14 protein-coding genes, 1 tRNA gene and 1 riboswitch are annotated in these 18,412 nt (G+C 42.6%); of the genes, 10 read left to right on the forward strand and 5 right to left on the reverse strand.

Translation table 11 applies throughout. The features are described from left to right. Positions 1-268 precede the first annotated feature (268 nt). Positions 269-1,318 (forward strand): 3-deoxy-7-phosphoheptulonate synthase AroG, encoded by a 1,050-nt coding sequence (gene aroG / locus K5R16_RS08320; RefSeq protein WP_220737085.1) that lies wholly within the window; start codon positions 269-271, stop codon positions 1,316-1,318. A 196-nt stretch (positions 1,319-1,514) separates the two neighbouring features. Here the strand turns inward: aroG and K5R16_RS08325 are convergent, their stop codons facing one another. Continuing rightward, a complete protein-coding gene (locus K5R16_RS08325) occupies positions 1,515-2,711 on the reverse strand; it encodes a TonB family protein (RefSeq protein WP_220737086.1) in 1,197 nt (398 codons plus the stop codon). Then, positions 2,708-3,085, reverse strand: coding sequence for a BlaI/MecI/CopY family transcriptional regulator (locus K5R16_RS08330; protein ID WP_220737087.1), 378 nt, complete (start codon positions 3,083-3,085; stop codon positions 2,708-2,710). The genes K5R16_RS08325 and K5R16_RS08330 overlap by 4 nt, the downstream gene beginning before the upstream one ends. Positions 3,086-3,364: 279 nt before the next feature. On the opposite strand from K5R16_RS08330, the gene K5R16_RS08335 reads away from it, so the two are divergent. Continuing rightward, on the forward strand, positions 3,365-4,012 hold the full coding sequence (locus K5R16_RS08335; RefSeq protein WP_220737088.1) for a hypothetical protein: 648 nt from the start codon (positions 3,365-3,367) through the stop codon (positions 4,010-4,012). Positions 4,013-4,618: 606 nt separating this feature from the next. Next, positions 4,619-4,818, forward strand: a riboswitch (cobalamin riboswitch). 119 nt (positions 4,819-4,937) lie between these two features. Then, a complete protein-coding gene (locus K5R16_RS08340) occupies positions 4,938-6,788 on the forward strand; it encodes a TonB-dependent receptor domain-containing protein (protein ID WP_220737089.1) in 1,851 nt (616 codons plus the stop codon). Positions 6,789-6,992: 204 nt separating this feature from the next. Here the strand turns inward: K5R16_RS08340 and K5R16_RS08345 are convergent. Next, a tRNA-Phe gene (locus K5R16_RS08345) sits at positions 6,993-7,068 on the reverse strand. Positions 7,069-7,302: 234 nt separating this feature from the next. On the opposite strand from K5R16_RS08345, the gene K5R16_RS08350 reads away from it, so the two are divergent. The 3 genes from K5R16_RS08350 to K5R16_RS08360 are packed head-to-tail and all read left to right on the forward strand — an operon-like array spanning position 7,303 to position 11,238. Further along, the gene (locus K5R16_RS08350) at positions 7,303-9,471 is read left to right on the forward strand and encodes an RND family transporter (RefSeq protein ID WP_220737090.1); all 2,169 of its coding nucleotides are present in this window, start codon (positions 7,303-7,305) and stop codon (positions 9,469-9,471) included. Next, a complete protein-coding gene (locus K5R16_RS08355) occupies positions 9,464-10,186 on the forward strand; it encodes a hypothetical protein (protein ID WP_220737091.1) in 723 nt (240 codons plus the stop codon). Before K5R16_RS08350 ends, K5R16_RS08355 begins: the two co-directional genes overlap by 8 nt. After that, the gene (locus K5R16_RS08360; protein ID WP_220737092.1) at positions 10,177-11,238 is read left to right on the forward strand and encodes a 3-oxoacyl-ACP synthase III family protein; all 1,062 of its coding nucleotides are present in this window, start codon (positions 10,177-10,179) and stop codon (positions 11,236-11,238) included. The genes K5R16_RS08355 and K5R16_RS08360 overlap by 10 nt, the downstream gene beginning before the upstream one ends. Positions 11,239-11,313: 75 nt before the next feature. On the opposite strand, the gene K5R16_RS08365 is transcribed toward K5R16_RS08360, so the two are convergent. After that, positions 11,314-12,078, reverse strand: a complete 765-nt coding sequence (locus K5R16_RS08365) for an outer membrane protein assembly factor BamD (protein WP_220737093.1) — start codon at positions 12,076-12,078, stop codon at positions 11,314-11,316. Positions 12,079-12,200: 122 nt separating this feature from the next. Between K5R16_RS08365 and rluD the strand changes: the two genes are divergently transcribed. The 4 genes from rluD to K5R16_RS08385 all read left to right on the forward strand — a co-directional run bounded on the left by rluD (position 12,201) and on the right by K5R16_RS08385 (position 17,221). Continuing rightward, positions 12,201-13,172, forward strand: coding sequence for a 23S rRNA pseudouridine(1911/1915/1917) synthase RluD (rluD, locus tag K5R16_RS08370; protein WP_220737107.1), 972 nt, complete (start codon positions 12,201-12,203; stop codon positions 13,170-13,172). After that, positions 13,172-13,921 carry a peptidoglycan editing factor PgeF gene (pgeF, locus tag K5R16_RS08375; protein ID WP_220737094.1) on the forward strand — a complete coding sequence of 250 codons (750 nt, stop codon included), beginning with the start codon at positions 13,172-13,174 and terminating at the stop codon, positions 13,919-13,921. Before rluD ends, pgeF begins: the two co-directional genes overlap by 1 nt. Before the next feature lie 181 nt (positions 13,922-14,102). After that, on the forward strand, positions 14,103-16,676 hold the full coding sequence (gene clpB, locus K5R16_RS08380) for an ATP-dependent chaperone ClpB (protein WP_220737095.1): 2,574 nt from the start codon (positions 14,103-14,105) through the stop codon (positions 16,674-16,676). 224 nt (positions 16,677-16,900) lie between these two features. Beyond that, a complete protein-coding gene (locus K5R16_RS08385; RefSeq protein WP_220737096.1) occupies positions 16,901-17,221 on the forward strand; it encodes a hypothetical protein in 321 nt (106 codons plus the stop codon). Positions 17,222-17,285: 64 nt separating this feature from the next. Here K5R16_RS08385 and K5R16_RS08390 read toward each other — a convergent pair whose 3' ends face one another. Continuing rightward, a complete protein-coding gene (locus K5R16_RS08390) occupies positions 17,286-17,795 on the reverse strand; it encodes a DUF4124 domain-containing protein (RefSeq protein ID WP_220737097.1) in 510 nt (169 codons plus the stop codon). Positions 17,796-18,412 lie beyond the last annotated feature (617 nt).

The following is an 18,412-nucleotide window of genomic DNA, read 5'->3' on the forward strand; positions in this document are numbered from 1 at the left end:
ACATTTTATATACTTGTGCGTGGCTGTATTTGAACGCGTTATTAGCTATTTGAAAGCATTATAGGATGTTTAGTGGGAACTTATTGGCTCTATATAGAATAAAGATGGTGAGAATTATATTTATTATTTGTTTAAAAATAGTCAGTTAAATTTATTTTGTGTAATTTATAATTACTTGATTGCAATGTGCTTCGATACTGGATAAATTGAACGCAGTATCGCAATCGAGAGATCAATATTCACACGCTAGACGGAGCGCAGTATTACCATGTATTACCAAAATGATGATGTTCGAATTAATAAGATTAAAGAGTTGTTACCTCCAATTGCTATTTTGGAGCGATTTCCAGCAACAGAGAACGCATCTGCGACCGTATTTAATGCGCGTGAAAGCATCCATAATATCTTAGCAAAAAAGGATGACCGCCTTTTAGTGGTTATCGGTCCTTGCTCTATTCATGATCCTATTGCAGCTGTTGAGTACGGTAAACGTCTTGTTGAGCTGCGTGAGAAGTATAAAGATCAGCTAGAAATTGTTATGCGAGTCTATTTTGAAAAGCCACGCACAACAGTAGGCTGGAAAGGCCTAATCAACGATCCTAATATGGACAACAGCTTTAAGCTCAATGATGGTTTACGCACCGCTCGCAAGCTGTTGCTTGATCTTAATGATATGGGCTTGCCAACAGCTGGTGAGTTTTTAGATATGATCACGCCGCAATATGTTGCCGACTTAATGTGTTGGGGCGCAATTGGCGCTCGCACCACCGAATCACAAGTGCATAGAGAGTTAGCCTCTGGTCTTTCGAGCCCTGTAGGGTTTAAAAATGGTACCGATGGCACTATTAAAGTTGCTATTGACGCCATTGGCGCTGCCAGCGCACCTCACCATTTCCTTTCGGTGACTAAATTTGGCCATTCAGCGATTGTTGAAACCAAAGGTAACCCTGATTGTCATATCATTTTGCGTGGTGGTAAAGAGCCTAATTACAGTGCAGCGCATGTGGCGGAGATCAACCTGCAGCTCGATAAAGCAGGGCTTGCGAATAATATTATGATTGACTTTAGCCATGCCAATAGCCGTAAACAGTTTGCACTGCAGATGTCAGTTGCCGATGATGTGGCTGGTCAAATAGGTGCTGGTGAAACATCGATATTTGGCGTTATGGTTGAGAGCAACTTAGTTGAAGGTCGACAGGATCCAGTTGAAGGTCAATCACTTTGTTATGGTCAGAGTGTAACGGATGCATGTATTGGCTGGAGTGACACGGAGACAATGCTAAGTGTGTTGAACGAAAGTATTCTCAAGCGTCGATAATAAAATAGCGCTAAGCTATTTGTTAAAATGAAACCTGGTGTTAGCACCGGGTTTTTTTATGGATTTTTTTAACGACAAAAAGAGCATCTAGGCTCTTTATTGATAAACGCAGCATTCCTGGTGTTTATCTCGTGTCGTAAAGCCTGTCTGTTCAATATCTACAGCTCTTTACAATTCGCTATAACGGCTGCTCAGCTTATTTTGACGTCACTTTAATTTTTTCAATATCGCTCACTGGTGCTTCAACAACAAAATCAAGCTGCACTAGCGAGTCTTTTGCACCAGTTTTAGACTCGCTATAACGCCACTGCTTTAAGGCTTTTATTGCGGATGCATCAAATATTGCGGTCGGCGATGATTTGATCACTTTAATATTGTTCACTTCGCCAGTGGGAGTGATATCAAATTTCATCACTACAAATCCATTCTGGTTAGCTTCAACTGCCGCAGCAGGGTAGGCTGGCTCTATTCTAATCACGGGATGAATATCCTGATTTTTATCATCTCCAGCAAACACTTGTTGGTTAAGTAACAGGCTGCTTAAGCCAAGGGTCACAGTCAGCCCGATAACGGCTAGACCACTTTGGCCTTTTTGATGAGTTTTCATTTGCATAATACGCTCCTTGAGTATGTGTTTATTTCCATAGTGTGTGTGTAACAGACCGTGATTAGCCTGTTGTGAGTAAACGAGTAACATTTTGCTGTAAACTATTTTCTCTGCAGTATCGAGAGTGGCTGTCACCTTGGCATCACAGGCGAGCTCTTGGTCATTTCTAAAGCGTTTATAGGCTAGCCAAAATAGTGGGTTAAACCAAAATACTGCTAAGATCCCGTAGGCTAAAAGATTACAAAATAGATCCAATCTTTGGTGATGGTATTGTTCGTGAGCAATAATGGCGCGCTGTTTTAACGGGCTTAGATTGACGAAATCCGTCGGCAGAATAATCTTAGGGCTAATAATCCCAATTAACATGGGGCTGTGAACTTTAGGGTGGCTATAGGTGGGCAGATATGCAGCTAAGCCTTCTACTTTATTAGCCGTCTGTAGCAATGTGCGTAGATAAGCGCTTTGCAAGAATAGGGCAAGAGTCATACCGCTAAAACCAATCAGCCAAATGAAGATAAGTGTTTGGCTGTACCAAGAGGACTCACTTTGGCTTATCACCTTTCCAGCCTTAATGCTGTAATAAGCTATCTGGTTAGATTGAAGCGGCAATAGCTGCGTGGGGATATAGTTGATTAATAGTGAACTTAACAACAGCAGCGGCAATAACATCCACAAAGTATAGGTTTTGTGTGCACCTAAGTGTTTTTGTAATCGACCATGACCAAGCAATAGAGTGCAGCAAACAAGGCTAAGTAGCAGTGTTTGCTGAAGAAGCCAAAGGGTCATGACTTATTCTCCTCTTGCCAGGTATCAATCAGTTGCTGTAACTCCTCAACATCTTCTGCACTTAGCTTATTTTCACGGGCAAAGCCTGCAACCAGTGGTGCAACTCGGCCTGAGAAGAGTCTCTCGATAAAAGATTCACTCTCTTTTAGTTGATAGTCACTTTGATCGATTAACGGATGATATAAGTAACTACGCCCCTGTTTTTCAAAACCGATAGCCTGCTTTTTCACAAGTCTATTAAGCAGCGTTTTAACAGTCTTCTCATGCCAGTCATGACTCTGAGTGAGTAATGCGACAACTTCGCTGGCACTTATTGGGGATTTTTTCCAAAGCACATTGAGTACATTGAGCTCGGCATTACTTATCTCTTTCATCACGATGATCCCTTGCATAGCTACGACTTCTCTGATGATAGCTATTGATTACAGTTGTAATTTTTAATTATGATTACAAATGTAATCATAATGTGCAAGCCCTAATGTTAATTAAATGCTAATGGATTGCGGTGTTTCAAGTATGTGGTTGAATAGATTGGCTATTGGTTGGCTTAAGTCCGACTGCACCGCTAGAAAGTGATTTTTTATCTATGCCTTTTGCTGCTGTGACTATACAATACGCTCAAAATAAATACCCTAAACAAGGATTGTAAAGGTATGAAAGCAAGTCAGCAGCCACGCTGGGCAATCTGTTCAGTACTTTTTTGTTGTCACTCTTTTATGAGCGCTCATGCATCAGAAATGACAGAGAGCTCGATTGATAGGTTGCCTAAGCAACTGCCTATTTTTAGCCAAAAATTAAGCTTTTTCCTCCCCAATGACTGGAAACTTGCCTACACCCAACTTGAAGATGGGATGTTTTCTGCTGAGTTTTTACCGCAAACCGAAGGGCTGCATAACTGGTCTTCAATGGTATGCATTCAAGGTTTTGAGGGAATGTCTGCAAATATAAAACCAGAAGATTTCCTTGATACCATGGTCAATACCTATCGAGATAGTTGCAATGGTGAGGTGATATATGAGCGTGTTGATGATGAGTTTATTAATGGTCATCAGACTGCTAGTGCCATCATTGGCTGCACGCGAATGCCAAACAGTCACCTTAATGAACTTGAAATCGACTTTTATAAAGAGCCACAACGCCTAAGTGAGATTGGATACTATACGGCTGTTAGTGGAGAGAAGGATTTGTATCTTATTCATAAGTCGTTGCGAGGTAATGAGTTTAATGCCATCACAGCCCCGATTGAAAAAACAAACTATCGTGAGTTCATGTCAGCAGTCAGTCCGTTCAATTTAAATTAGAATAGCTGTGGCCTGCTACTGGTATTTTTGACGGATATGGATGGTAGCTAAATCTTCAGCAGCAATTGGCATAGCGCTGCTAAAAATGGCTTTGATACTGGGTTTACCAGCTCATATTGCGAAACAAGACTAGGGTCTGCTGCTCTTTCATGGTTGTTTTTGCAGCAATTTATTGGCCATTTTGGCAAGGCAGAGGCTATGTCGTGTAGTCATTCTCCACAAAGAGCCTTTAACGCAGAAAAAATGGCCAAGAAATGTTGTCCTTTGGATTCGTTTATTGCTTCTATTCTATTATGACTAGAATGAGTTATGTGCTCTTCACTTAGCTGGTTGAGCGTCATCGCTCAAGCCTTGCACTAGAAGCATTATTCCTTACGGTAAAGAATCGAACAAAAACTAAGCTCGAAAGTTCAACAGACCCTAAAGGGTTAGCTGCTAAGTTTTATCTCATTCGTTCTGTTTATAGCGATAAGTCTAGTCATTACAATCTAAGCTAGAACAAATCTGCTCTTTGATTAGTTAGACATTTAACCGTATAGACGTCTATAATGCGCGCACAAAGCGGTAACCTCAACATACCGCAGCGTAACAACGATAAAAAATAACTAACTAGTCAACTTTATTGGTGCCTCTGCTTTCAACTTGCGTGTTGGCTGAGGATAATCGGGAAGTCAGTTAAATTCTGACACTGCCCCCGCAACGGTGAATGGTGAGACACAAGCGCTTTAAAGCTTGTTGTCGCATATTGATGACCTCATCAATATAGAACCTAAGTCCGGAGACCGGCCCGTAAAGTGATTTCGATGATTTCGGCGGGCAGATCTCGAAGTGCGGCAAATTGTAAATATAGCGAAGGAACTATGCGCTAATTGATTTACACTGCCGTGACGCATTTGCCCCGTTTTCCTTTAGGAGTCAAGGGTAAATGGGTACTAAACCATCTAAAATTGCGTTGCTGATCAGCGGCGTATTCAGCTTAACTGCATTGCCAACAGTGGCAGCAGAATCCAATCAAGACGTGACCATTGATGAAACCATTACCGTAACCGGTACCCGTTTCGATAGAAGCACTGAACAACAGCTTACCGTTATTAATACTATTGAACGCAGCGAGATTGAACGGCTTAATCCTAAGTCAATTGTCGACGTGTTAGAGAATCTGCCTGGTGTAAGCGTTACTCGTAATGGCGGTGCTGCGCAGGCTTCTTCTGTAAGTATCCGTGGAACCAGTAGTGACCATGCTTTAATCATTGTCGATGGTGTGAAAATCGGTTCTGCAACATTGGGTACTGCAAACTTAAGTACTATCTCTCCTGAGAATATTGAGCGAATAGAAGTGCTAAAAGGCCCTAGAGCATCGGTATGGGGCAGTGATGCTATTGGTGGTGTGATTCAAATATTTACCCGCCAACTAAAATCAGATGAATGGTATGTTGGCGCTGAATACGGTAGCAATGATTATGTTCGTGGTTCTGCTGGTATTGGTCTGGAGCATGGACAAGGCAGCAGTACGCTAGCTATCAACCATGAGCGTTCAAATGGCTACGATGTCTACAATGGCGTTGAAGCAGAAAATGATGCTGACGGTTATGATCGTACATCGCTATCTGTTAAAGGTTCACAATCGTTAAATGAACAGTGGCAGGCACTTTGGAATGGTCAGTACGATAAAGGGAATACTCAATACGATGACATCTATGGTTTTGGTGGCGACGATGAGTTTGATTTCGCGAATTACCTTTGGACTTTAGGTACTCAATACAGTGCGGAGCATTTTAACAGTAAGTTGACTATAAGCCAGTCTCGTGACTATAACGAGTATTTCCGCGGCGATAGTGTAGCTGTAAATGTGAGTGAATTTGAAACTAAGCGTAAGCAAGTTAACTGGAGTAATCAGTATTTAGTTGGCAACGGCCTAAACCTTAGTGGCGGCATTGATTGGTCGAATGAAGCTGTACTTGGAGATTATGCCCAAACTGATAGAGATTTGGTCGGCGTTTATTTACTTGCAGAAAAGCAGTGGGATAAATTGCTTGCTGAAGTTGCCGTTCGCTATGATGACGTTGAGAGTGTCGACAGTGAAACAACCTATAACTTAGGGCTTGCCTACCAATTTGATGCACAGTGGCGTCTAGCTGTAACTACTGGAACAGCATTTAAAGCACCAACATTCAACGATCTGTACTATCCAAACTTAGGCAGTCCCGATCTTCTATCTGAAACATCTGAAAACTATGATATTACGCTGAATTACCAACGCAACGATGTTCAGGCTTATATTAGTGTGTTTAAAAATGACATCGAAAACTTGATCGACTGGGCGTGGACTGGTGAGCTTGATAGCAATGGTTATCCGATCTGGAAACCAGCAAATATCAGTGATGCAGAGATCTTAGGTGCGGAATTCTTTACTAAATTTTCGTTATTTGGTTTAGAACATCAATTGGCTTATACCTACCTAGATACTGAAGATAAAGCGACTGAAGAAAAGTTAACCGGCCGCAGCGAAAATGAAGTGAATTACTCGCTAAGCTACCGTTGGAATGACTTTGATCTACTGGCTAATTATCATTATCAAGGTAAACGCTATGCTGGATATAAGCAGTATCTAGATGCTTATCATCAGTTAGATTTAGGTGTTGGTTATCAAGTCTCTGATAATTGGCAACTACGCTTAAAAGCTAATAATGTTTTCGATGAAGACATTGTGTCGGTGACTAATTACAACAGCCCGGGCAGAGAGCTATTTTTCAGCGTGAGCTATAGCGCGCTATAAGCTTATAGCGTCTGCAAATAGTCTAAAAGCCAGTCTTAATCAGACTGGCTTTTTTGTGCATGCTATTTAGCTAAAGAGTGAAGGCTGTAGGATTTCAAATCTCAGATACAAAAAAACCTCGCTAGGCGAGGTTTAAGTTGTGAGCTTAAGGTCTTATATTGCCTCAGCTTAATGTTTAAATGTTGCAACACCTAAACTAAATATTGGTGCCCGAACCCGGAATCGAACCAGGGACACGAGGATTTTCAATCCTCTGCTCTACCGACTGAGCTATTCGGGCAACGGGCGCTATTAAAAGGCTTTTACCGATTTGAGTCAACCAATTTCTGCTAAATATCACTATTTTTTAGCTGTGCGTTGAATAATTCAGCGTTTAGCTGCACAACTGAGCAATTTGTTTGTCAGTTCGATAGCTTTAGCCGTTGGACTACTATTTGTTATTAAACTGTGAATATAATCGTGAATTACACGGTCTAGTGTTTTATAACTAAAATATCAGTGAGGGCGAAGCTAGTTGCATACTCAGACAGTTTGGAAAATTCAACGTTATCCAGTAGTGCTATTCGTAGTTATTGCTTTTCTGCTGCTGTTTTCATTGCTAGGACTACATAGGTTGAACCTTGATGTCGATTTTAGTGATTATTTCTCTCCTGAGGACTCACGCTTTATCGCTTTTAATAACATGGGTGATAACTTCGAACGTCATGATCAGCTGTGGTTATTGCTTGAGAGCAAACAGGATTGGCGTGACGGAGAGCTTAACCAGTCCTTGTTAGCCTTTGTCTCTCAAATTGATAAACAGTCAGATATCGTTAGTGTGCAGGGTTATAATCAATTTGTGCAAGGTAGCGCCCAAGCCAATAAAATCTTGCCCTATAAAAAGCATCCTCGCCTCGATTCTGTTTTGTCGAATGACGGCCATGCAATATTGCTCCAGTTTCAGTTAGATGAGTCTAAGGCGTCGCAATTTAAAACGCGCAGCTTATGGCTCATCGATACGTTAGATAACATCAAGCTTCAATCACAACAGTTCTGGCAACCATTGAAGGTCGAAAGTTACCTCAATGGCACTCATGCCTTAAATTGGCAGTATGCCAAAGTATTGCGTCATGACCTTACTTGGTTTGCTCCCTCTTTATTACTGGTCATCTTTGTTATGGCGGCTCTGTTTATTAGGCAGAAGGTGTGGATTGCTGCGCTGTGCCTTAATAGCTTGATAGCACTTGTATTCACTATCGGTGTAGCAGCGTGGCTGAAGCTTACTTTGGCTGCTATTAGTGCTTTTGTGCCAGTGATTATTGTGACGCTAGCACTTGCCTATGCATCGCACCTGTATTTTGGTTGGCGCAGGGCAGTGAATAATGGCTTGTCGAATGAACAAGCGTTAACTGAAACCGTTCGTGTTAATCAAGCACCACTTTTCTACTCAACGGTCACCACCATATTTGGTTTCTGTTTGCTAACTTTTAGTCCGTCACCTCCTATCCAAAGCTTTGGATTACTCGTGGCTTTTGCCGTGCTCTGTAACTATTTGCTGAGCCTTACCACACTGATTTATTTTGCTAAGTTTTCGGTTGTAAAGCCTCAAAGAATCCGTTTGTTTAGCTCGGTTGTAGGCTTAGCTAAATATAATGTAAAAAGACCCAATGCAGTTATGCTAGGTATTGTCCTTATTAGTATCGCTGCTACATTTAGTGTTTCTAAACTGACCTTAAATGACGACCCATTAAGCTATTTTAATGACGACAACCCTTTTACTGTTTCTAGCCAAAAAATGCGTCAGTATTTTGCAGGTATTAACTTACAGCATTATGTTGTTGGTAGTGTCTCGGGTGAACAAGTGGATAAGACTGAGCTGAGCTTTATTTATAAGTTTGCTCGCTTTTTAAAAGCTCAGGCAGAAGTCAATAAAGTGCAACACTTAGGAGATTGGATTAGAAGTACCGGCCTTGGTCAAAGTCAGTTTCATCAATTGCTGGCTAATAATTCAGTGACCGAGCTGCATTTACAGAGTGAACTGTCCGCAAACAAGAGTGCTGCTCTAGTAACGCTGTATTTAAAACCGATGACGGCTATGGAGTTGGTGGCATTCGAGAAGAAAGTTAATTATTGGCTGGAGCAGAATGCTTCGCAGGTTACTGTTAGTCCGCCGCTTGGTAGCAATTTACTGTTTGCGCACCTAAGCATTGATAATGCCAATAATATGCTGTCTTCATTTGGTGTGGCTTTGATAGCGTTAGCCGTTCTACTCAGCATTTTAAAGCGTTCGTTACTGTTTGGCTTCATGGGATTGTTACTTAACTTTCTGCCTTTGCTGTGGGTATTTGCGCTGTGGCAGCTTAACGGCGGCTTTATTAGTTTAGGCACGGCTGTTGTGCTCGGTATGATGTTGGGGGTGATTGTTGACGATACCTTGCACTTAATGCTTAAACTGCCGAGCGAACGAGGTTCAGAGGATACTATTGAGCTTATGTGGCAAGGGTTAAGTAAAGTATTACCAGTGATTAGTTTTACCACGCTGACGATTGCCCTTGGCTTTTCTATCGGTTTGTTATCGAACTTTGCCCCTATTGCACAATTGAGTTTGTTGTCCTGTCTGGTGGTGCTTTTTGCTTGGGGCTTTGATGTGTTGATGCTGCCAGTGTTGTATCAGCGCTGGGTGCTTAGGAGGGTAAATGATTAAACATCGCTTACCTCGATGCTTTCCATTAAGGCATGAACACTCTACTGCATTGGCTGATCACGCCAACGGCCAACGAATCGAAAGTTGGTTGCAAGCAGCCACAGTATCTCCGATCCACTTCTCTGATCAACAGACTGATGCGATGGCAAGATTACTGCCCTTATTACTATGCGGTGAACAATCTGCACAGTTAGTATTTAATAGCGAGATAGCGCGCTTAGCTGGCTCGGAACATAAACTCATTCTAAGTTGCTTACATGGAGTAGAAGCTGATGAATATCGGCACGACTTAGCTTTGCAGCAAGTTGCAAGTCAATTGACTGAGCTGACAAGTTTTAGCCTAGTGCAACGAAAGGCCAAGCGTTTTTATGCCAGCTTAGGGCGAGTCGAAAATTACAGCGAACATTTTGTCAGAATTGCCATCTTAGATACCTGTGTCACTCATATTATGCAATCGTTTGAGCATTGCCATTTAGGCTCGGATCATCCCTTTGCCCAATTGTGTGGGCTAATTAAAAAAGATGAAGCTAAACATGTTTACGTTAGCCGCAAACATGCAATGGCGCTTGGTGCGAGTGTTAATCAATTTGCAGAGCAACATGAGCAAGTGGTGGGTGACTTGATGCAGCTTTTATTGACTCAAGGCGGAGCATTTGAGTCCATGGGTGTGTGCTTAGACGGTGTGACAAGAAAACTGGAGGCTAAATGGCGGTAAAATTTGCTAAACACTCGCTCTCATTGAAAGGGATTGAACACGCGTTACCTCACGATAATATTAACAATGAATATCTGTTAGAGAAGCTAAAGCAGCAGTGCGGTTTGTTGACCGCAAGAAAAGCCAAAGCGATTGCACGGCGAATGGGGATAGAGGGGCGGCATTTGAGTCGTGATCTTAATGTCGCAACAAGTAGACCCTCGCCAACCAGTATAGAGTTGAGCGTTCAAGCCCTTAATGGTGCGTTGTTAGCGGCAGGTATTGAGATAAGTCAGCTCGACTATTTGCTCTCTCATACATGCACACCACATACTCAAGTTCCTCCCAATGCGGCCTGGATAGCAGATAAGTTGTCATATCATGGTCCCTATTTAGAGTTGCGCCAAGCGTGTACTGGCTTTGCCAATGGATTGCAGATAGCGTCGAGCTTTTGTGCCGTGAATCAACAACCCGTGGCGATTGTTGGTTGTGAGACCGGTTCTGTCTATTTTGATATGGATAATCAATTCATTGATACTGAGCAGCTGGTGAACTATGTGCAGATGGGAGATGGCGCAGCGGCTGTGGTGCTTGCTCCTGCCGAACAATTAGCGGGTTCGATTGGCACTATTTCTGATATCTATTTGGGCCATATCGGGGTGGGTAAAGAGGCTGGCTTTTATCTCGACTCGGGGTCGAAGGACGTTGCCGATAAGCAGATGGCAAGATTTCATCATAATACTCAGGCGGTAAGGCAGCAGGGCAGTCAATTGTTTGAACTCGGTTTAGCGGCTTTGCAGTCGCGAGGGCATCATCTTGATGACTTTCGTTTTATATTGCCACATCAAGCGAATGGCCATATTGATCGATTGCTTGGCGATGCGTTGGCTATTGAATCTAGCAGAATTATTAATGATGCAAAATCTTTAGGCAACTTAGGTTCGGCGGCGATATGGGTCAGTTTAGCTAAACTGATTAACTCTGGCGTGTTGAATTGTGGTGACAAGGTGATGGTGCTAGGCGCTGAAGCGACAAAATATCTATATGGCGGTTTTATTTATCAACATTTGTAAATCAATCAATAAAAAATAAAGGCCTCAAATAGAGGCCTTTATTTATAATAACGAGTGGAAAAACAGCGTTAATAATTAGCGCTGAGCAACCAATTTGTTATCTGGGAAGTTTGCTTGCATCACCATAAGTGCATGCTCTTTAAGCTTATCTTGCCCTAGTTCGCCGTAAGCTTCAGACATTATCTCTAAGGCTCTTTCTGTTGACGGTGTGCCTGGGAAACCTTCCATAACTAGTTGTGCTCGAATGGCCGCTGCACTCCATGCATTCATTTTTATGTAGTATTCAGCTACCTTGATCGAGTAAAGTGCCAGTCTATTTTTTAAGTGTTGCATGCGTTTTTGAGCATCTGCTGCATACTTACTGTTTGGATAAGCCTTAACCAGTCTATCGAAATCTTTAAATGCATCTTGAGCCGCTTTAGGATCACGATCAGATCTATCGATGTTTAACATATCGTGGAAAAGGTAACGATCAGACTGCATATTGACTAGACCGCGCATATAGTAAACGTAATCTATGTCTTTATGTGTTGGGTTTAATCGAATGAAACGGTCGATGTTAGCGATACCAGAAGCTGGGTCATCAAGCTTGTAGTAAGCAAATATTAAATCGAGTTGGACTTGTGTTTTATGAGGTCCAAACGGGAAACGGGAATCCAAAGCTTCTAAAGAACGAACTGCTTTGCTGTAATTTCCCAGCTCCATAGAGGTTCTTGCTTGAGAATAAAGCACTTCAGGCGAACTTTTGATCATTGCAGGGTCTTCGCCCTGTTTACTACTACAGGCCGTAACAGCAAGCGATATTAGGACTACAGCAACACTTTTAGCAATTTTATGCATACTTGAATTCGATTCTTTTAAAGTTATAGTTAAGAATTTTTCCATTTCACGATAAAATAGAAACAATCCGATTGTAACAGATAGTAAACATTTTTGGACCCCGAAACGTGGGTACGGTTCATATGACTCAAGAGATTAAACTAAAAAGCGAGATAACATCAATACAATCAGGGCAAAGATTGGACCAAACTTTGGCTGATTTGTTCCCTGATTACTCGCGAACACGCATTAAAGAGTGGATTCTGTCCGGTGCAGTTAGCATTGACGGTAATGTTTCTGACAAACCTAGAACTAAAGTTTTAGAAGGTCAGGACATCATTGTCTTAGCAACACTGGAAGAAGAAACGTCGGCAAAAGCTGAAGCTATCGATCTAGATATTGTTTATGAAGATGACCATATCTTGGTTATTAATAAGCAAGCTGGACTGGTAGTGCATCCTGGTGCTGGTAACCAAGATGGTACCTTGATGAATGCATTGCTGCATCATTGTCCTGGTATCGAATTGGTGCCTCGCGCAGGTATTGTTCACCGTTTAGATAAAGACACGACTGGTTTGATGGTTGTGGCTAAAACGGTTGAAGCGCAAACGCATCTGGTCACAGCACTGCAAGCTCGTGAGATCACTCGTGAATATGAAGCGATTGTTCAAGGCGGCATTATTGCGGGTGGCACTGTCGATGAACCAATCGATCGCCATCCAACTAAGCGTACCCATATGGCTGTTGTCCATAACGGTAAGCCAGCGATGACCCATTACCGAGTCGCTGAGAAGTTTCGAGCTCATACCCGTTTACGCCTGCGCCTAGAATCTGGTCGTACACACCAAATTCGTGTGCATATGGCTTACATCGGTCATGTATTAGTTGGTGACCCTGTTTATGCTGGCCGTCCGCGTCCGCCTAAAGGTGCAGCTCCTGACTTTTTCGAAACCTATATGGCTTTCAAGCGTCAAGCATTGCACGCAATACGTCTTGAACTAGCGCATCCTTTCACTTGTGAAATTATGAGCTGGCAGGCACCTGTTCCTGAAGACATGGTTAAGCTGACCAAAGCACTGCGTCAAGATACCCTCGATAATCCTGCCGTTATTTAATGGTTGATGTTGTCGATGAGAAGTTAGCATGGTTTATTCCTGAGGGAGTAAACCTTGCTTTTTCGACTCGTCAAGGTGGCTGCAGTTTGCCGCCTTACCACAGTTTAAACCTCGGTGCGCATGTTGGTGATGATCTCGCTAATGTTAATCGCAACCGACAGGTTATTGAACAACGATTAAACCTGCCTGTAAGTCCTGCTTGGCTTGAACAAACTCATAGTATAGAGGTTGTTAATGCCGACAATCGCCACATCCATTATGCCGACGGTAGTTATTGCAATAGTAGCAACCAGGTCTGTGTAGTGATGACTGCTGATTGTCTTCCTGTTTTATTGTGTGATGAACAAGGCACTGAAGTCGCTGCGGTTCATGCGGGATGGCGTGGATTATGCGATGGGATTATAGAAGTTGCCGTTAACAAGTTTAGCCATTCACCGAAAGAGCTTATCGCTTACCTTGGCCCTGCTATAGGCGCTAACGTTTTTGAAGTGGGGGAAGAGGTAAAACAACAGTTTGTAGCAAAGCACCCTGAAGCTAAAGATTGTTTTAGGCAAACTTGTCTTCAAAAAGGTAGCGACAAGTATATGGCCGATATTCAGGCGTTAGCGCAGATCCGCTTACGCAAGCTCGGCGTGAATAAGGTCTATGCAGATAAACGCTGCACGGTTACCGATTCTGAATCATTTTTCTCTTACCGCCGCGATGGTATCACTGGAAGAATGGCTTCATTTATTTGGCTGAATGCCTAACTCCTTACTTGAAATCGTTCAAATAGCCCCCATATTTTAGTTATCACATGCTTTACGGTCTTGTAGAGCAAACCTATTATTTTCTGTTTGTATTAACCCAAATATAGTGCTCAAAGAGTATTGAGCTTTGCGTGACGATTTATGGCACTGATACAAACCTAACTGAGTTACCGGAGGAATGATGCGATTAGATCGTATGACCAATAAATTCCAAATTGCTATCTCGGATGCTCAATCATTGGCATTGGGCCGAGATCACCAATTTATAGAGCCCGCACACTTGATGATGGCATTGCTAAATCAAGATGGCGGTTCAATTCACCCATTGCTGACCCAAGCGGGTATTCAGGTCAGCACGCTGCGCTCTCTGCTTAGCCAAGAATTAGAGCAACGACCTCAAGTCGAGGGGACGGGTGGGGATGTTCAATTGTCCCAAGCACTGATCCGCTTATTGAATTTGTGTGACAAATTAGCGCAAAAGCGCAAAGACAAGTTTATTTCGAGTGAACTCTTTGTGCTTGCAGCCCTTGAGGGCAATGATGCGCTTGCACAGGCATTGAAAAAATCGGGTGCAACTAAAGCACTGATGGAGTCAACAATAGAGCAAATTCGTAATGGTCAAAATGTTGATGATCCTAATGCTGAAGATCAACGCCAAGCACTGAAAAAATTCACGGTAGATCTTACCGAGCGTGCCGAGCAGGGGAAGTTAGATCCTGTCATTGGTCGTGATGATGAGATACGTCGCACGATTCAAGTTTTACAGCGTCGTAGTAAGAACAATCCTGTGCTTATTGGTGAACCTGGAGTGGGTAAAACTGCAATTGTTGAAGGGCTAGCACAGCGCATTATTAATAATGAAGTGCCTGAAGGAATAAAAAACAAGCGGGTCTTATCTTTAGATATGGGCGCATTAGTCGCAGGCGCTAAATACCGTGGCGAATTTGAAGAGCGTTTAAAAGCAGTACTGAATGAGCTTTCTCAGGAAGAGGGCCAAGTTATCCTATTCATTGATGAGCTGCATACCATGGTTGGCGCGGGTAAAGGTGATGGCGCTATGGATGCGGGTAATATGCTTAAACCTGCACTGGCTCGAGGTGACTTGCATTGTGTCGGTGCTACCACACTAGATGAATACCGTCAGTATATTGAAAAAGATGCTGCGCTGGAGCGTCGTTTCCAAAAAGTGCTGGTGGATGAACCCAATGTCGAAGATACCATTGCTATTTTACGTGGATTAAAAGAGCGTTATGAGCTGCATCATCATGTTGAGATCACCGATCCTGCCATTGTAGCCGCCGCGAGTATGTCGAATCGTTATATTTCAGATCGTAAACTCCCTGATAAAGCCATTGATTTAATTGATGAGGCAGCTTCAAGCATCAGAATACAGATAGACTCTAAGCCTGAATCTCTCGATAAGCTTGAACGGCGCGCAATTCAGTTAAAACTTGAAGAGCAGGCGGTAAGCAAGGAGGAGGATGAAGCAAGCCTACGTCGCTTAGATGTGCTGCGCTCTGAATTAAAAGAGGTTGAAGCGAAAGCCGGTGAGCTAAATGAGATCTGGCATACTGAAAAAGCGGCATTAGCGGGAACCCAGCATATTAAGGCTGATCTAGAGCAAGCGCGGATGGACCTTGAAGTTGCAAGGCGAGCGGGTGATTTAACGCGTATGTCCGAATTGCAATATGGTCGCATTCCTGAACTTGAAAAACAGTTGGATCTAGCTGCCCAAGCTGAGATGCAGGATATGACTCTGCTACGCAATAAAGTGACTGATATAGAGATCGCAGAGGTGCTGTCAAAAGCGACTGGGATCCCTGTATCAAAAATGCTCGAGGGTGAGCGAGAAAAGCTGTTGCAGATGGAAGATGCTCTACATGAGCGTGTTATTGGGCAAAATGAAGCCGTTGATTCGGTATCGAATGCAATTCGTCGTAGCCGAGCAGGGCTTGCAGATCCTAATCGTCCAATTGGTTCATTCCTATTTCTTGGGCCTACAGGCGTAGGTAAAACAGAGTTGTGTAAGTCGTTGGCAAAGTTTTTGTTTGATACAGAATCTGCACTAGTTCGCATTGATATGTCCGAGTTTATGGAGAAGCACTCTGTATCGCGCTTAGTTGGAGCTCCTCCTGGTTATGTCGGTTATGAAGAGGGCGGTTACCTAACCGAAGCGGTAAGGCGTAAGCCCTATTCGGTGATTTTGCTTGATGAAGTGGAGAAAGCACATCCTGATGTTTTCAATATCTTACTGCAAGTACTCGATGATGGTCGTTTAACGGATGGTCAAGGCCGAACCGTCGATTTTCGCAATACAGTGGTGATCATGACATCGAACCTTGGTTCTGATGTTATTCAAGCAGGTTTTGGATCGCAAAGTTACGACGAGATGAAATCTAATGTCATGCAGGTAGTGACACAGCATTTTAGACCCGAGTTTTTGAACCGTGTTGATGAGTCAGTTGTTTTCCATCCGTTGGATAAAGGCAATATTGCCCATATCGCAGCAATTCAAATAGAGGGCTTAAAGCAAAGGCTGTCAGAGAAAGATTATGAGTTAGTCATTAGTGATGATGCTTTAGCAATTATCGCTGAGGCAGGTTACGACCCCATATATGGGGCGAGACCACTAAAGCGGGCATTGCAGCAGGAAGTTGAAAACCCACTGGCGCAAAAAATCTTAAGTGGACAACTACAACCGGGTAAAGCGATACATATATCAGTGTCAGGAACTGAACTGACTTTTAGCCAGTAATAGTGTTGTAAGTGAGTGATTCATCAAATGGCATCTCTGTATAGGGGATGCCATTTTTACTTTATTGTCACCCTAGCGCTAAGAGGTCGGCATCATTTAGCGGTAACTTAACGATATGTTTGTATTCTCAAATTTTTCGTCAATACTCAATGATATTAATACGGCAGTGCATTTGTTAAGTTTCATGTATTGGTTGTAGGATTTTCTGACAGGGAGGCGTGTGTATGAAGTTTCAACTAGCAATAATCATTTTATCCTCAATAGTGATAGTGGGGTGTGCCAATGATGATCAACGTGGGCTTGCATCAGCCCCTTATATTGGTGAAGGCAATCAAGAGTTCGAAAGCCTTTATCATTATGGTTACTATCGCGGTTGTAAAAATGCTTATGTGACCCAGCAGCAACAAACAGAACTATACGGTTCTGTAGTTAAAGATACTGCACTTGATGGCTTAGATAAATTTGATGATGGTTGGGAGGCGGGATTAAAAGCCTGTGAAGATGGGATTGCCCGTTCAATGTATAACCTAACTGCAAACCAATAGTTGGCGGCATCGAGACAGACTCAAATCTAGTCTGTCTCACTATCGTCCGATGGCGAAAGAGATATTATTTAGAGCAAAATAAAGAGACTCGCTGTTTTTGTTCTTTTATCGCAGTTTGCCTTTGCTCTTCAGTCATCGCCACACTTTCGCCAGACTCTTTACTCTGTTTATTCAACTTTGAATGGCTCGTTAGTATATTAAGACTATGTTTAGCATTATCACAAATTAATTTTGCTTGTGCTTTATCAGATTTTTTTATTGCTATAGCGGACTTTTCTAACTCCGTAGGTTCACTTTTAACCTTGGCGGTTGCTTTTGGAGATACTGAACCAATTTTGGCTGGTTTAATATCTTCACTATAAATCTTTTTAACTTGTTTTTGTTCTGGTGGTTCTTGGCTGAAGTGCGTAACGCCATGCTCATCAACCCAAGTGTAGATTTCAGTTGCATATACATCGTTACTAAACAGGCTAATAAATAATACCAAGCCAGATAGAGCGGCAATAACGGAATAAGCGAAGAGATTGGGACTATTACTTTGGCTGGCAGTGACAGTAATCGGAGCTAATAACATGCTTCACCTTCTATATAAGTGACTATAGAGTCGTATTAAGGATTTTTACCATAATCGCCATGCTAGCTTGATAATTAGCTTCATAGCAAATGAAGCTTCTTACCTCTTTATAGAAGCAGTCATTGATTTTCAACAATGGGCCCCTTAGATAAAAGTCGTCTGCTTAGGTGATACAGCACTAACTTGATGCATGGTTTAAACAGATAAAAGGGGCGTCTAGCCCCTTTTTTGTGCGTATTGTTTGAGAATTGGTCGCTTAGGCGTGTTATTTCATTTTTTATCATTTAGCCCCTTGTGCTCTGTCAGGATTTGCCTATAATGCGCATCCACTGACACGGCACAGCAGGCCAACTAACTAAACGAAAGCTTAGGTAGTACGGGACTTGCAGCGTAATCAGTACCTCTTTTAACTAAGAGGTGAGAGTTAAAAACCTTAGGGGATTTGATTCAGGTGACAAACGCTTTAAGGGCTTCGGGTAATGACTTCTGGTTAAGAAATCATCGCTTGAAAAACTTCTTAAAATAAGCGCTTGACGCCGCCACTGGAGAGTGTAGAATACGCCTCCTCAAGCCAACGACCTAGCGTCTTCGGCGAAGTATGAAAGATGACTTCACGC

It is taken from the genome of Shewanella sp. c952 (assembly GCF_019654975.1).
GTDB lineage: Bacteria > Pseudomonadota > Gammaproteobacteria > Enterobacterales > Shewanellaceae > Shewanella.

What these genes read in the sequence shown, in the direction of transcription:
- aroG (WP_220737085.1), top strand. Translation starts at nt 269, where the DNA reads ATGTATTACCAAAATGATGATGTTCGAATTAATAAGATTAAAGAGTTG.
- K5R16_RS08325 (WP_220737086.1), bottom strand. Translation starts at nt 2,711, where the DNA reads ATGACCCTTTGGCTTCTTCAGCAAACACTGCTACTTAGCCTTGTTTGC.
- K5R16_RS08330 (WP_220737087.1), bottom strand. Translation starts at nt 3,085, where the DNA reads ATGAAAGAGATAAGTAATGCCGAGCTCAATGTACTCAATGTGCTTTGG.
- K5R16_RS08335 (WP_220737088.1), top strand. Translation starts at nt 3,365, where the DNA reads ATGAAAGCAAGTCAGCAGCCACGCTGGGCAATCTGTTCAGTACTTTTT.
- K5R16_RS08340 (WP_220737089.1), top strand. Translation starts at nt 4,938, where the DNA reads ATGGGTACTAAACCATCTAAAATTGCGTTGCTGATCAGCGGCGTATTC.
- K5R16_RS08355 (WP_220737091.1), top strand. Translation starts at nt 9,464, where the DNA reads ATGATTAAACATCGCTTACCTCGATGCTTTCCATTAAGGCATGAACAC.
- K5R16_RS08360 (WP_220737092.1), top strand. Translation starts at nt 10,177, where the DNA reads ATGGCGGTAAAATTTGCTAAACACTCGCTCTCATTGAAAGGGATTGAA.
- K5R16_RS08365 (WP_220737093.1), bottom strand. Translation starts at nt 12,078, where the DNA reads ATGCATAAAATTGCTAAAAGTGTTGCTGTAGTCCTAATATCGCTTGCT.
- rluD (WP_220737107.1), top strand. Translation starts at nt 12,201, where the DNA reads ATGACTCAAGAGATTAAACTAAAAAGCGAGATAACATCAATACAATCA.
- pgeF (WP_220737094.1), top strand. Translation starts at nt 13,172, where the DNA reads ATGGTTGATGTTGTCGATGAGAAGTTAGCATGGTTTATTCCTGAGGGA.
- clpB (WP_220737095.1), top strand. Translation starts at nt 14,103, where the DNA reads ATGCGATTAGATCGTATGACCAATAAATTCCAAATTGCTATCTCGGAT.
- K5R16_RS08385 (WP_220737096.1), top strand. Translation starts at nt 16,901, where the DNA reads ATGAAGTTTCAACTAGCAATAATCATTTTATCCTCAATAGTGATAGTG.
- K5R16_RS08390 (WP_220737097.1), bottom strand. Translation starts at nt 17,795, where the DNA reads ATGTTATTAGCTCCGATTACTGTCACTGCCAGCCAAAGTAATAGTCCC.